General features: G+C 75.2%; 10 protein-coding genes. 2 read left to right on the top strand and 8 right to left on the bottom strand.

Annotated elements, in window-relative coordinates; genetic code table 11:
- Positions 1-2 precede the first annotated feature (2 nt).
- The 5 genes from ACIQOW_RS19455 to ACIQOW_RS19475 all read right to left on the bottom strand — a co-directional run bounded on the left by ACIQOW_RS19455 (position 3) and on the right by ACIQOW_RS19475 (position 4,311).
- A complete protein-coding gene (locus ACIQOW_RS19455; protein WP_401086474.1) occupies positions 3-458 on the bottom strand; it encodes an archease in 456 nt (151 codons plus the stop codon).
- A gap of 160 nt (positions 459-618) precedes the next feature.
- A complete protein-coding gene (locus tag ACIQOW_RS19460) occupies positions 619-1,863 on the bottom strand; it encodes a styrene monooxygenase/indole monooxygenase family protein (RefSeq protein WP_401086477.1) in 1,245 nt (414 codons plus the stop codon).
- 194 nt (positions 1,864-2,057) lie between these two features.
- Positions 2,058-2,513 (bottom strand): hypothetical protein, encoded by a 456-nt coding sequence (locus ACIQOW_RS19465; protein WP_401086479.1) that lies wholly within the window; start codon positions 2,511-2,513, stop codon positions 2,058-2,060.
- Between the two features lie 284 nt (positions 2,514-2,797).
- Positions 2,798-3,547: a thioesterase II family protein gene (locus ACIQOW_RS19470; RefSeq protein WP_401086482.1), complete on the bottom strand. Its 750-nt coding sequence runs from the start codon at positions 3,545-3,547 to the stop codon at positions 2,798-2,800.
- Positions 3,548-3,630: 83 nt separating this feature from the next.
- On the bottom strand, positions 3,631-4,311 hold the full coding sequence (locus ACIQOW_RS19475; protein WP_401086485.1) for an AAA family ATPase: 681 nt from the start codon (positions 4,309-4,311) through the stop codon (positions 3,631-3,633).
- A 179-nt stretch (positions 4,312-4,490) separates the two neighbouring features.
- Between ACIQOW_RS19475 and ACIQOW_RS19480 the strand changes: the two genes are divergently transcribed.
- Both ACIQOW_RS19480 and ACIQOW_RS19485 read left to right on the top strand, forming a co-directional pair.
- The gene (locus tag ACIQOW_RS19480; protein WP_401086488.1) at positions 4,491-6,038 is read left to right on the top strand and encodes an AMP-binding protein; all 1,548 of its coding nucleotides are present in this window, start codon (positions 4,491-4,493) and stop codon (positions 6,036-6,038) included.
- A 166-nt stretch (positions 6,039-6,204) separates the two neighbouring features.
- On the top strand, positions 6,205-6,387 hold the full coding sequence (locus ACIQOW_RS19485; RefSeq protein ID WP_401086491.1) for a hypothetical protein: 183 nt from the start codon (positions 6,205-6,207) through the stop codon (positions 6,385-6,387).
- Between the two features lie 85 nt (positions 6,388-6,472).
- Here ACIQOW_RS19485 and ACIQOW_RS19490 read toward each other — a convergent pair whose 3' ends face one another.
- The 3 genes from ACIQOW_RS19490 to ACIQOW_RS19500 all read right to left on the bottom strand — a co-directional run bounded on the left by ACIQOW_RS19490 (position 6,473) and on the right by ACIQOW_RS19500 (position 13,822).
- The gene (locus tag ACIQOW_RS19490; protein ID WP_401086494.1) at positions 6,473-7,459 is read right to left on the bottom strand and encodes an ABC transporter ATP-binding protein; all 987 of its coding nucleotides are present in this window, start codon (positions 7,457-7,459) and stop codon (positions 6,473-6,475) included.
- 142 nt (positions 7,460-7,601) lie between these two features.
- The gene (locus ACIQOW_RS19495; protein ID WP_401086497.1) at positions 7,602-10,439 is read right to left on the bottom strand and encodes a hypothetical protein; all 2,838 of its coding nucleotides are present in this window, start codon (positions 10,437-10,439) and stop codon (positions 7,602-7,604) included.
- Positions 10,436-13,822: an FtsX-like permease family protein gene (locus tag ACIQOW_RS19500; RefSeq protein ID WP_401086500.1), complete on the bottom strand. Its 3,387-nt coding sequence runs from the start codon at positions 13,820-13,822 to the stop codon at positions 10,436-10,438. The genes ACIQOW_RS19495 and ACIQOW_RS19500 overlap by 4 nt, the downstream gene beginning before the upstream one ends.
- Positions 13,823-14,092: the final 270 nt, after the last annotated feature.

Below are 14,092 nucleotides of genomic sequence, written 5' to 3' on the forward strand. Positions count from 1 at the left end.
GCTCAGACGTCCACCGTGGCCCGGCAGGTCCAGCCGTCCGGCCCGGCACTCAGGTCCAGGTCGTGCAGGGAGACGGCCTTGGGCACGGCACCGACCAGCGCGGCGGTGGAGGCGTCGGCCATCCGGAAGCGGGCGGTCACCCTGCGGGCGCCGTCCAGGCCCTCGATCGGGCCGATCGCCACCGCGACGGGCAGTTCGCCGTCGGCGTCCATCCGGTAGACGACCTCCTCCAGGACGCCCGCGAGCAGGTCCGGGTCGCTCACCGCGAGGACGGTGCAGGCGCGCTCGCCGACGATTCGTGCGCCGCCGAGGTCGGCGAAGCTGCCGACGACGGCGTGCACCAGTTCGCCGATGCAGCCCTCGGCCGTCGGCGCCCAGGCCTCGACCCGCAGGTCCGCCGTGTGCGGCACGCTCTGGTGGCCGCGCCCGGACCGGCCCGCGGGCTGGTGTCCTGCCACGAGCGACACCTCCCGCACCCGTTGCCGTCCTCCCTCCAGCGTCGTCCCGCGGGCCGCCCGGGGGCAAGTGCGGGGCGGGCCCTCGATCTCACCGTGCGGACGCTAGGGACAACGCGACCGCTGGCCCCGAAGCCTGCCGGAGGATCCGCGGCGCGGGACGCTAGTTCCGGTTCCCGAGGGAGGCCAGGTAGGCGGCGGTCAGCTCCGGGGTGGCCAGCCAGGCCGCGTGGTCGCTCGGCTCGGCGTAGGTGTTGGCGAGCCGGCGGCCGACCTCCGGGTGCTCGGCGGCGGCCGCGAACACGCCTTGGAGGTGGTCCGGCACGGTCAGCATGGCGGCCGTGAACTCCACGCTGTGGCGGGCCTGTTGCTGCCAGAACCGTTCGGCGGTGCGGCACATCCAGTCGGCCGTGAAGGGGGCGTCGCCGTGCTCGACGATCGCCCGGCGGTAGGCCTCGGCCGCCCGGGCCGCGTTGTTGGCGCCCTGCCCGGTGATCGGGTCGGTGACCACCACCGCGTCGCCGAGGCCCAGCACGTGGACGGCGTCCACGCCGGAGCCCAGCTCCGCCACCGGGTGCCGGACCACCGGGGTGACGGCACCGGACAGCCCGGCCCCGGCGTCCGTCGGCTCGGCCGACGTCCACAGCTCCGCCTCCCAGGGCAGGTACTCGGCCAACAGCTCCCGGATCCTGGCCAGGTGGACGTCCGGCGGCGGGGCGTCGCCGAACGCGTCCAGCGGGCCGCCGGGCAGTGCCTCCCAGAGCAGGATGTCGCAGGGCCCCGAGAGGGTGAGCGCCGGTTGCAGGTACAGCTCACCGAGGCCGGGCAGGGCGTTCATCCGGGCCTGCGGCCCGGTGGCCGGATCGGGCGAGGCGACGCCGTGCGCGTACAGGCAGGACAGCGACCGCTGCGGCCGGTCGAAGGGCGAGCGGGCGGCGTCGCGGGCGAAGACCCCGGACAGTGCGCCACGCCCGGCCGCGACCACGGTCAGCTCGTGCCGGCGGGCCAGCTCGTGCAGCCCTTCGCGGTCCAGGGCGCGGTACTCGATCTCGCCACCGCGCTCGGCCAGCAGCTCCAGCCAGCCGGCCAGCTTGAGCCGCTGGTCCACCGACTGGGCGGGCTCGTCCAGCGTCATGGTGTACTCCAGCGCCCGTACGCCCGGGGGCGCCGCCAGCACCGCCGCCACCGAGGAGACGGCCGGTGCCCGGTCCGCCCAGAGGTCCAGCCCGGCCGCCGCCTCGATCCGCAGCGCCGGGCCGAACATCGCCTGGGTGGAGAGCACCCGGCCGCCGCGCAGCTGCTCCGGGGTGCGCTCGGCGACCAGCGTCACCCGGCACCCGTCCGCCACCAGCCCGAGCGCGAGCTGGAGGCCCGCCTGGCCCGCTCCGACGACGGCGATCCGGCGCACATGTCCTCCTGGGGTTCCGCTGACTGTCCGTCAACCAGGCACAGTAGTCGAGCGGCCACGCTCCGGTCACCGGTGCGGACACATCCGTTCGACGGACGGCCGGGTGGTCGCCGGCCCCATCGGGACCGAAGCGGCACGCCGCCCCGCCGGCGACCTCGAGAACGAGTGTGACCGCCCGGCCACCCGGCGCCTTCTCAGTCGACGCGACGCCAGTTGATCCATGAGCCGTTGTCGTTGCGGGTGATCTCGTACAGGTGGCCGTCAGCCCAGCGGGCGCGGAAGTCCAGGGTGCCGGAGCCGTCGACGTACAGCCGGATCTCGCTCGTGAGGTTGCCACCGAACGAGACCCAGTCGCTGAGAACGCCCGACGGGCTGATCCACCGCACCCACATGGCGTTGTCGGTCCCGACCGCGAAGACGTGGTCGACGCCGTTGACGGTGTAGTAGAGAGGGTCGCCCAGGGCGCCGCCGCACTTGACCGGGCCGCCGGCCACGTCGAGGGACCTCACCTCGATCTTGGTGGTGCTGCAGTGGACCCGGGGGAACTTCGCGGGGACGGCCTGGGCCGCCGTCGCGGTGGCGACCGCGCCGCCCAGCGTCGCGCTCAGGAGCGCCGTCGCGACGGCGGCGGCCTTCTTGATCCTCATCATCCGTGTCTCCTCCGTGGTGGTGGTCAAGCGCTACTGACCATTCGACGCGCTGTCGTCCCCACCAGGTTCAGTCCCGTCCGCAAGTCCGTCCGCTCCCGCCCCGCCGGGCACGGCGGCCGAGGCTGCGGGTCCCGGCCGTCGGCCACCCGCACCCGCTCGCGCAGGGCATCGTGAACGGCTCGCACGAACACGTGCACAGGGTGGTGGTCTTCGCGGTCGAGGCGCCCGCGAAGATCACCACCCGAAAGTCACCCCACGCGGTTGATCGATTGCCCGACACTCCCTCAGCCGCGCAGGTGCGCGGTGAGCACCCGCACCACGGCCTCGGTCTCGTCGGCCAGGTAGAAGTGCCCGCCGGGGAAGACCCGCAGGTCGAAGGCACCGGTGGTGTGCCCCTCCCACCGGGAGACCTGCTCGATGGTGGCGTTCGGGTCGTCGTCCCCCGCCAGGGCGGTGATCGGCAGCGACACGGTCGCGTCCGGGGCGCAGCGGTAGGTCTCGATGGCCGTGTAGTCGGCCCGCAGGCTCGGCAGGATCATGTCGCGCAGCTCGGGGAAGGCGAGGATCTGCTCGTCGGTGCCGCCGAGTTCGATCACCTTGGCGAGCAGTTCCCCGTCCGGCAGCCGGTGCATCCGGCTCTCCCGGGGCACCGAGGGCGCGCGGACGGCCGAGACGAACAGCCGGTCGGGCCCCCGTACGCCGTCGCGCTCGAAGCACCGGGCCGTCTCGAAGGCGACGGCGGCGCCCATGCTGTGCCCGAAGAAGGCGAGCGGCAGGTCCGTCCAGTCCCGCAGTTCCCGGTAGAGCTGCTCGGCGAGCCCGGTCACCGAGTCGATCGTCGGCTCGCCGATCCGGTTCTGCCGGCCCGGGTACTGGACGGCGAGCACGTCGGCGTGCGGCGCCAGGGCGTTGGAGTACTCCAGGTAGTAGCTGGCCGAGCCGCCGGCGTGCGGGAAGATCACGACCCGGGCGGGCGCGGAGTCGGACGGGTTGAACCGGCGGAACCACGGATTGTCGACGGCGGCGCTGGGCATGCGGGGTGTGACCTCTCTCCGTGGCGGACTCTGCTGGCCCCAGTCTGGCAGTGCCGGGAGTGGCCGCGGGGGCGTTCCGGCGATCATGGCCCTTGGTCGGCCGGTTTCCGCCGGTGCCCGCCCGGCTCGGCCCGGCCCGCCGACCCGAAGCGCACCGTCGTCGCGCGGGAGCGGGAGACGGCGTCGAGCAGCAGCACCGAGGAGGCCTCCGGCGTCGGCATCGGCCCGCCGGAGCGCACGTGCCGGGTGAAGGCGGCCAACAGGCGCTCCAGGCCGCGGCGGTGGCGGGCGAAGACCCGGGTGGAGGCGTGCCGGCCGCGCGCCCGCTGCCCGTCCAGCGCGGTGGCGGCGCCGACGTCCAGCAGCACCAGGTGCAGTTCCCGGCCCCGGCGTCCCGCCTCCCTGGCGAGCCAGCGCCGCATCCAGGCGCGGCTGCCGCAGTCGTGCACCAGCAGCGGACCGCCGCCGCGCACCGAGGCGCGCAGCAGCCGGAAGTGCTCCAGCCGGGCCCACGGCCGGTACACGGCGTACGGCAGGGCCGCGGGCATCACGGCTTCGCAGGCCTCGTGCGCCGTCCGCGGGTCCACGGCCCTGACGGCCGCCCCGGACCAGCGCCGCAGCAACGTGCTCTTCCCGGCTCCCGGCAGCCCCGACACGACCACGACGGCGTCGGCCGGGTAGGCGGTGACGAACCCCGCCCCGGCCTCGCCCCGCAGGTCGACCACGCCGCTCGGCACCACGACCGCATCCACCACGCTGCCCACCAGCCCGAGCCTCCGTTCACTTCCGCCCGGGAACCCTAACAACAGCGTCCGACGGTCCGCCCGCCCCGGCCGCGCCCGGGCCCCGGCCCAGCGGTGCCCGGGTGGCCCGGATCGACCGCGGGGCATTGGTGGGGCCGGGGATCCACTACGCTGACGGACCGTCAGACAGGAGGCGGGCCATGGCGGAGACGGGTCCGACGTACACCGGGCTGATCCTGGACGGGCTGGCGCGCGATCCCGGCCGGGTGGCGATCCGGTTCGGGGGCGGCACGTGGACCGGGCAGCGGTGCCTGGACCTGGTCCACCGCACCGCCCGGGCGCTGGAGCGGGCCGGGCTCGGGCGCGGGGACGGGGTGACGGTGCTGGCCGGGAACCGGCCGGAGGCGCTGCTGGTGCGGCTGGCCGCGAACCAGCTGGGCTGCCGGGTGGCGCTGCCGTTCCCGGACGGGCCGGTCGCGGAGCAGGTGGCGCTGGCGGCGTTCGCCGGGACCTCCGCACTGGTCTACGACCCGCTCCGGTGCGCGGCAGCCGCCGACGGGATCGCCCGGGCCGTGCCCTCGGCCGCCCTGTTCTCCCTGGGCCCGTCGCCGCTCGGGCCCGGGGCGGACCTCCTGGACCTCGCCGCCGACTGCTCCCCGGCCCCGCTCGAACCCCGGTACCGGCCGGAGGACGTGATGGCGGTGCGGTTCACCGGCGGGACCACCGGGCGCCCGAAGGGGGTGCTGCGCCGCTTCGCCCGGCCGCCGCGCCCGCCGCTGCTGTCCGGCTCGGTCTTCCTGCTCTGCACCCCGCTCTGCCACGGCGGCGGCACCACGGCCGACCTGGCGCTGGCGGCCGGCGGCACGGTGGTGCTGCACGACGGGTTCGACGCCGGGGCCGTCCTGGCGGCGGTGGAGCGGCACCGGGTGTCCCGGATGTACCTGCCGCCGCACCTGCTCTACCGGCTGCTGGACCACCCGCTGCTGCCCTCGACCGACACCGGCAGCCTGCGCCGGGTCGGCTACACCGGCTGCGCGCCCTCGCCGCGGCGGCTGGCCGAGGCGACCCGGCGGCTGGGCCGGGTGCTGCACCAGACCTACAGCCTGACGGAGTGCGGGCCGGTCGCCCGGCTGAGCCCGGACGAGCACCTGGCCCCGAGGCTGCTGACCACCGCCGGCCGCCCGTACCCGGACACCGGTCTGCGGGTCGTGGACGAGGACGGCGCCGAGCTGCCGCCGGGGACGACCGGGGAGATCCTCGTCCGCACGCCGACCGCGATGGCCGGCTACTGGCGCGACCCGGAGCTGACCGAACGGGTGCTCAGGGACGGCTGGCTGCACACCGGCGACCTGGGCAGCGTGGACGCGGCCGGCTATCTGACGGTGGCCGGGCGCCGGGACCCGATGGCCGTCGTCGAGGGGCACAATGTGTTCCCCCGCGAGATCGAAGAGCCGCTGCGCGGCCACCCCGAGGTGCGTGAGGCGGTGATGTTCACGACCGCCGACCCGGACCGGCTGGAACGGGTGCACGCCGCGGTCGCCCTCGTCCCCGGCTCCCGGCTGACGGCCGGACAGCTGCACCGCTGGGGCCGCGAGCACGGCCTCGGGCGCCGCGCCCCGGACACCCTCCTGCTGCTGCCCGTGATCCCGCTGAACGGCCTCGGCAAGCCGGACCTCGACGCCCTGCGGGCCCAGCTGGGCGACGGGATCGGGCGGGCCGCCACCGCAGGGGCGCGCGAAGAGGTGTGACGCGCCCCACGAGTGCTTCGAGCGCCCACGCGGGCGACCTCTCGTGCGCCACCCGGCGGGAAGAACCGTCCGTGGGCACTCGATCGTGCGGCCCGATCTGCCGATACATCCACGGCGGCGATGTGCACGCCGGTGCGGGCCGCACCGTCCCCCAGGAGGCACTCCCTTGACCTGGCTTCGCGTCCTGACCGCACTGGGCATCCTCGCCGTGGCGGCCAGTGCCCTGATCGTCTTCGCCCTCTGCACCGCCACCTCCCGCGGCGAGCGCGCCGCGGAGGAGGCACCGCCCGACCTCCGCACCGACGCGGAGGGCAGCGGCCTCTTCCAGCGGATGGGCGGCGACAGCTGACCACGCCGGCGGCGGGCGCCGGCTCCCGGTGTCCGGGAGGCGACGGCCGCCTCCCGGACACCGGTCCACCGTCGGAGCGCTCCGGTCAGTGCCCGGCGATGTCGTCCGGCCGGACCTCGATGTGGTCGGCCGCGAGGTCGACCGCCACCCGGTGCTCCATGCCGAGCGACTCCAGGAACTTCACCGGCAGCTGCACCCGGCCGCCGCGGTCCAGCATCACGTACTCGCGCTCGTTCACCGACTCCTCGCCGTGCTCGTCCGTCACCGTGCGGCGCAGCACCTCGCTGGCGGTCCGCCCGTCCCGGATGGCGACCGTGCGGCGGACCTCGCCCGCGACCATCGGGTCGTGGGTGACGATCACGACGGTGGCGCCCAGCTCGCGGTTGACGGTGCGGAAGGACTCGAAGATGATCCCGGCCGTCTCCGAGTCCAGCTCACCGGTGGGCTCGTCGGCGAGCAGCACCGGCGGGTTGTTGGCCATCGCCACCGCGATCGCCACCCGCTGCTGCTGGCCGCCGGAGAGCTCGTTGGGCTTGCGGTGGGCGAGTTCGCCGATCTCCAGGGCCTCCATCAGCTCGGCCACCCTGGCCGCCTGCTGCCTGGCGCCGCCGGCAACCGAGCGGCGGCCGCGCAGCTGCATCGGCAGGGCGATGTTCTCGGCCGCCGTCAGGAAGGGCAGCAGGTTGCGGGCGGTCTGCTGCCAGATGAAGCCGACCACCTCGCGCCGGTAGCGCAGCCGCTCCTTGACGGACATCTCCAGCAGGTCGCAGCCCGCCACCGTTGCGGTGCCCGCGGTCGGCACGTCCAGCCCGGCGAGGATCGTGAGCAGCGTGGACTTGCCACTGCCCGAGGCCCCGACCAGGGCGACCAGGTCGCCCTGACGGATCGTCAGTTCCAGACCCTGGAGCGCCTGGACCTCCACCCCCTCGGCGCTGAAGATCCGCACCAGCCGGTCGCAGACGATGGCCGCTCCCTCGCCGTACGCCTTGGGCGAAGCGGCGGCGAGGGCCCGCTGCCGGAGCTCCTGGAGGCTGGGGGCCTCGACGACCGTCCGCTCCTGGGGAGTGCTCATCACCGCTCGTCTCCTGTCTCGACTGACTGCTTCATCGCACCGCTCTCCACTGTCCCCGCGGCCCGTGCCGCTCTCACTGCCGGCACCCCGCTCCCGGCCGGTCCCGGCGTGCCCGCCGCTGCACCGGCCGCTGTTCCCGGTCTCATTGCCGCTCCCCCGCCCTCAGTTCGGTGGCGATCTGGCGCCGGCCGGCGACCAGCGTCTCCAGCACCACCCCGAGGCAGACCACCAGGGTCAGGCCGACGGTGGGCAGCAGCACCGGCACCACCGCGGGTGCCAGGGTGTCGCCGACCGGGGCGCCGACCAGCGCCGAGAGGTCGAAGGCGCTCCCGATCAGGGCGACCGCGGCGAGGGCGACGAGCCCACCGCCGACGGCCGCCGCCAGCGTCTGCGGCAGCGCCTCGGCGATGATCAGCGCCAGGCCCTGCCGGGGCCGCAGGCCCATGGTGCGCAGCCGGGCGAGCACGGCCGTGCGGTCCGGTGCGGCCCGCATCAGCGTCAGCAGCACGGCGAGCAGGGCGAACCCGGCGGCGGCGAGGCCCGCGTACCAGAACAGCCGCCCCGCGGCGCGCTGCACCGGGTCGTCGGCGAGTGCGGCGACGGTCTCGCGGCTGCTGTGCACCACGTAGCCGGGGGGCAGGCCCGCGGTGCTCTTGCCCGCCGCCCTGGCCTCGTCGGCGATCAGCTTGGCGAGGCCCGTCGCCTGGTTGCCGGTGCCGATGCCGCGCTCCATCAGCAGGGCGCGGACCTGCGCCGGGTCGACGTCACCGACCGCGAACCACTTGTTCACCTGGTTCGCCCGCTTGAGCTCCGGCAGGTGCTCCGCGGCGGGGCCGGCCGGCACCACGACGAAGGGCTTGCCGGGGTCCGGCAACGCGGGTGTGGCCGCGACGACCCCGGCGACGCTGGTGGTCATCTGGCTGCCGCTGGGCGTGCGCACCTGCGGCGCGCCCGCGCCGAGGTGCTCGGCCAGGTCCCGGCTGAACAGCGCCGGCACCGGGTCGTCCTTGCCGCCCTGCCCCGCCAGCTTGGCCGGGTCGTACCCGCCGACCCCGGCGGTGCGGGAGATCTCCGCGTAGGCGTTCGGCTCGACCACCACCAGGATGGCGTCGGTGGTGCCCCGGTCGGCGCCGATGAAGGTGGACCGCTCCTGGATCCAGGCACCGGTCGCGGCCCGGACGCCGGGCAGTTCGCCGGCCGCCTTGGTGAAGGCCTCCGGCAGGGTCGCGTAGACCGGGATGCCGACGGACACGTCACCGCCGGTGGCGATGCGCGCGGCCCGTGTCCTGGAGTGCTCCACGGTGTCGAGCACGGTGGCGCCGAAGCCGGTGGCCGTGACGGCGATCAGCAGGGCGAGCAGCGGCAGCGCGGAGGGGCGGCGCCGGCCCGAGTCGTCGCGGGCGGCGCGCACCAGACCGAGGAAGCCGATCAGCCCGCGGCCGCGGCCGGCGAGTGCGGCCAGCCAGCCGACCACGAGCGGTTCGATCCTGGCCAGCACCAGGCCGCCGGAGACGGCGAGCAGCAGCGGGGCGGCCACCAGCAGCGGGTCGACGCCGTCGCCGGCGTGGCCCACGCCCCGGCGGCGGACCTCGGCCACCGCCGCGGCGGTCACGGCCAGCACGGAGAGCTCGCCGATCACCCGGCGCCACCCGCCGGCCCGCCGCGGGCGGGCCCACAGCAGGGCGGCCCTGGCCGGGAAGGCCAGGATCGCGAGCAGCGTCACGGTGAGCGCCAGCAGCAGCGGGCCGCTCCACCGCGGGGTGGGCAGCAGCACCAGCGCGAGGGCCGTCCCCAGCACGGCGGCGGGCAGCACGGTGACGGCGCCCTCCCCGAGCAGTCGCAGCAGCACTCCGCTGCGCGAGCCGCCGCGGGCCTGGAGCAGCCGGATCTCGGCGGTGCGCCGGTCCGTGCTGAGCGCCGCGGCCAGGCAGAGCACCACGACCGCGACACCGGCCACACCGGCCGGCCCGACGGCGCCCAGCGGGGCCGCGGCCTGGTAGCGGGCGGTTGCCCTGGCGAGGACGTCCGGCATCTGCGAGGTGACGTGCAGGTCGGCCCGGAGGGTCGTGTCGATCAGGGCGGTCATGCCGGGGCCCGAGGTGTACGAGCCGATGGCCTGGCGGGTCTGGTCGAGCCGGTCGGCGCGCAGGGCGCCGGCGTCGACGGGCAGCCGCCAGAAGTCCTGGCCGCTCGAACCCCAGCGGGCCAGCGCGGGCAGGCTGCCGCCGTCGACGAAGCCGCTGGTCCAGTACCACGCGTCGTCGCCCTTGAGGCCGAGGCAGGCCCGGTCCGGGCAGCCGAGTCCTTCCCAGGACGGGTCCTGGGGATCGTTGACCTCGTAGAGGCCGGTCACGGTGGCGCGCAGCGCGACGGGGCCGTCGGTGCCGCTCTCGATGACGTCACCGATCTTGATCTTGATCGCCTCGGCGGCCTGCCGGCTCAGCACGATCGGCAGCGGACCGTCCGCCGGGGCGGGGCCGGGCCAGGTACCGGCGGTCAGTTTCACCCGGTCGGCGAGGCCGTTCAGGTAGAACAGGCCGAGCCCCGGGGTGGCGTTGTCGGAGAGCCGGGTGAACCCCGGGTTGAACATCTGGCGCCCGGTCTTGACCCGGGTGCCGTGGACCTGGCCCGACCGGCTCAGCGGCAGCTGCCGGCCGATCTGCGCGTCGAGCTTGTGCTGCACGGCTTCGAGGTCGGCGGCGTTGTCGTTGCGGCCCGACTCGGAGGTGATCTCCAGGTTCGTCACGTTGGTGCCCAGGCTGCGTGTGAACTCCTGGAGCGCCGTGTCCGCGCCCCGGTCCGCGATCCGGGGGAAGGCGGCCGCCAGGAACACCGTGACGAGCGCGAGGGCCGCCGTGAGCAGCGCGGCCAGCGGCATCGCGCGAAGCCGGGTGCGGACCCAGGGCGCGGGCCGGTGGGCGCGCGCGGGCACGGGCTCCGGCGTGGGGGTGGGCGCGGTGGCGCCCGCCTTGGTGGTCACATCTCCTCCACGTGGCGCAGCCGGGCGGCCACGTCTCGACGCCGGCGTCCGATCAGGAAGGCCGACAGCAGCGGGACGACGGCGATCGCGGCCGCGAACAGCAGCGCCTGACCGAACGGCAGCTCGATCACCGCCTCGGGCACCGGCCGCTTCGCCGCCGGGGTCAGTACCACGAACGGCACGATCAGCCGGACGAGCAGGGCTCCGAGGACGAGGCCGACGATCCCGCCCAGCCCGACCAGCACCGCGTTCTCGGCGGCGACGGTCCTGGTGACCTGCCTGCGCGGGGCACCCAGGGCGAGCAGCAGGGCGGAGTCCCTGGACCGCTCGTTGGCGGAGCCCGCCACGGCGGCGGCGAAACCGATCGCGGCGAGCACGCCGGTGACGATCGCGATGGCCATCAGCGCGCTCTGCGGGGCGGCGCCGACCGGGTCGCTGAGGAGCCCGTCGACGGCCTCGTCGTAGAGCGCGAGGTCCTGGCTTCCCGGGGCGCCGCGCAGGGCGGCGGCGGCCTCGGCCGGGGCGCGGTCGTCCGGCCCGGCGGCGGGCAGCCACCACTCGGTGCGGGTGGGAAGCGGCCGGTCCTCGGCGGACAGCATCCGGGCGACGCTGCCCAGGTCCATCACCAGGGCCCGTCGGCCGGCCACCGGGACGGCCTCGACCACGCCGGTCACCTTGACCGGGATGACGACCCCGCTGAACGGCACCTGGACGGTGTCCCCGGCGGAGGCTCCGACGGCCTTCAGGTAGTCACGGGTGGCGACCCCGCTGACGACGGCGGGAGCGGGCGCCCCGGAGGGGAGCACGACGGCGCGCACCGCGTCGCCGATGCCGAAGGCGGACTGGTAGCGGACCGTGAACAGCGCGTCGGCGGTGGCCGTTTCGGAGGCGAGCGAGGCCACCGGCGAGTTGGAGGTGCCGCGGCGGGAGACCGGGGACTTGAGGGTCCAGCCGGTGCCGGCCGGCGCCGGGACGGCGACGGACGGCCCGTCGGCGGTCTCGGAGACGGCCAGGTTCCGCACGGCCACCTCGCCCTCGCTGCGGTCGCCGAAGGCGACGGTCGCCCCGACGACGGTCAGCGGAACGGCGACCGAGCCCACCGGGGCGTCGACCAGCGCGCCGAGCGAGATCGAGGAACGGACCTGGCCGTTCAGCGGGAGCTCGCTGAACGGGACCTTGTGGACCAGGCCGAAGCGGTCGCGCAGCAGCAGCCGGACCTCCGGGTGGACCGGGCTGCTCCACTTGCTCGCCTGGCTGTCGTCCTGCCTCACCGCGACGTCGGCGTCGATCCGCAGCGGGCGGCCGGGCAGGGGGATGCCGGCGTTCGCCCCGGCGGGCGCGGCGAGCGCGCCGAACACCTCCGCGCTGCTGTGGCCGTCGAGCAGGTCGTCGCGGACCGGGACGCGGTCGGCGAAGGCGGCGGCGTCCACGGCCAGCAGCTGACTGCCGGCGCCGCCCTGCATCGGCTGCTCGTCGCGCACCACCGGCACCAGCCGGTCGCCGCCGGGCAGGCTGCCGTAGCGGCCGCCCTGACCCATCAGGGAGTTGTGCGAGCCGGAGATGCGCAGGCCGCCGGCCGTGGTGAAGGTGGCCTGGTCGCGCTGCGAGGCGGTCCAGGTGGCGTGTTGTCCGAGGGCCAGCACGCCGGTGGCCACGGCCATGACCAGCAGCAGCACGGGGCCGGTGGCGCGGCCGGGCCGGCGGGCCAGCTGCCAGCCGACCATGGCGGGGCCGAGGCCCCGGCCCCTGGCGGCGGCGCGGGCGCCGAACCGGGCGACGAACGGGAGCACCCGCAGCACCACCAGGGTGCCGGCGCACAGGGCGAGTGTCGGGGTGGCGACCAGCAGCAGGTCGACGTCGAGCCGGCCGGAGGCGTCGGGGGACAGCCCGCCGCCGTACTGGTCGAGCTGCTGGTAGGCGAGCGCGGCCAGGGCGAGCACGGCGAGGTCGCCGCCGTTGCGGGCGACTCCGGAGACCACGGCCTGGCGGCGGCCGGTCCGGCGGCGCAGGGCGGCGCCGACGCCGCGCACCGCGCTGGGCACGGTGGCCAGGAGGATGCAGGAGAGGGCGCAGACCACGGCCACCGGCCAGAGCGTCCAGCTGATGCCGGTCTCCAGGTCGACCTGGTGGGCGCTGCCGAGGCCGGCCAGCGCGCGGACCAGGAACGGGGTCAGCAGGGGCGCGAACACGGCTGCGGGCAGGGCCAGCAGCAGCGACTCCAGGGCCGTGAAGGAGCCGAGCCTCAGGGCCGAGGCGCCGCGTGCGGCGAGCATCTCGTTCTCGGACTCCTGCCGGGCGGAGATCAGGTGGACGACCAGCAGCAGGGCCGCCGCGGCGAGCACGGCCAGTTGGAGGGCGCCGATCAGCAGGGTGGACCGGGCGACCACCATGCTGTCGGACAACTCGCGCATGATGTCGGGCAGTTCGGTCTTCGCGCCGAGCGAGGCGGTGTTCCTGAGCTCCTCCGCGAGGCGCTGGGAGCGGTCACCGACGGCCTGGGCGGTGGCCTGGTCGGCGCCGGAGAAGTCGGCGTCCAGCGACCAGCCGAGGCTGCCCTGGAGCAGGCCCCCCGTGGTGAAGGCGCTCCGGTCGACCATCATCGGACCGAAGGTGGTGAAGCCGCCGACCTCGATCTCGTGCCCGCCGACCGGGTCGATCCGCCAGTACGGGGCGGTCGGGTCGACGGCCCGGTAGACGCCGGTGATCCGGACGGTCAGGGACTTGCCGTCGAGCCGGTCGGCGAGCCTGACCTCCGCGGGCAGGGACTGCTCGGTCAGGCCGAGCCGCCGCAGCAGGCTCTGCGGGACGACCGTCTCCGGGGCGGCGGACTGGACCGGTCCGGTGGGGGCGGCCGGCCAGGCGCCGGCGAGCAGTTGGACCCGCTCCCGGTCGAGGTCGGCGAGGACCGTCAGGTCGAACTGGGCACCGGGGGTCTGGCCGGAGGGGGCCGGGGCCGCCGTTCCGGTCGACGCGGCCGCTCCGGTGGAGGCTGCCGTTCCGGCGGCGCCCGGGGCGTTGCCCGTCGCCGCGCTGCCCGCTCCCGCGCTGCCCGCCGCCGTGTCGGCCGACCCCGGCAGGCCGTAGGAACGGCTCCGCGTCAGGCTGTCGGTGTGCACGGGCAGATCGCCGAAGAGCTTCTGCCGGTAGGCGGCGATCGCCTCCTCGTCCTTCGTCCGCTGGTCGCGTCCGTGCTCGCCGGTCACCGCCACCGTGGTCCGGGCGTGACCTGGCCCTTGGAGCGCCTGCCGCAGGCCGGCTTCACCGACGCTGCTGTTGAAGGCCACCAAGGCGGTCAGCACGGACGTGGTGATCAGCACCGCCAACAGGACGGCGGCAGCCAGCGGCACTCGCCCGCGCAGTCGGCGCACGACGAAGCCGAGCATCAAGTTCCTCCCCCGGATTCACATCCCCGGTTGCATCCCGGGGCTTCGCTCATCGATCCGGTCCGAGCACAGATCTGCTACAGACGGACACATCGCGAGCACACCGGTGCATTGATCACCGGCAATCGGTCGCCGGATAGCGGACGATGCTGTCAGATTCGATCGAGGAACGGAAGGGACTTGCGCGAATCAAGTATGCGGTGAGCAAATTCCATCATTGGTAGCATCCACGGCCGGGGATGACCCCACTTGAATGCCATGCACACTTCA

The sequence above is a fragment of the Kitasatospora sp. NPDC091335 genome, from assembly GCF_044757205.1.
GTDB lineage: Bacteria > Actinomycetota > Actinomycetes > Streptomycetales > Streptomycetaceae > Kitasatospora.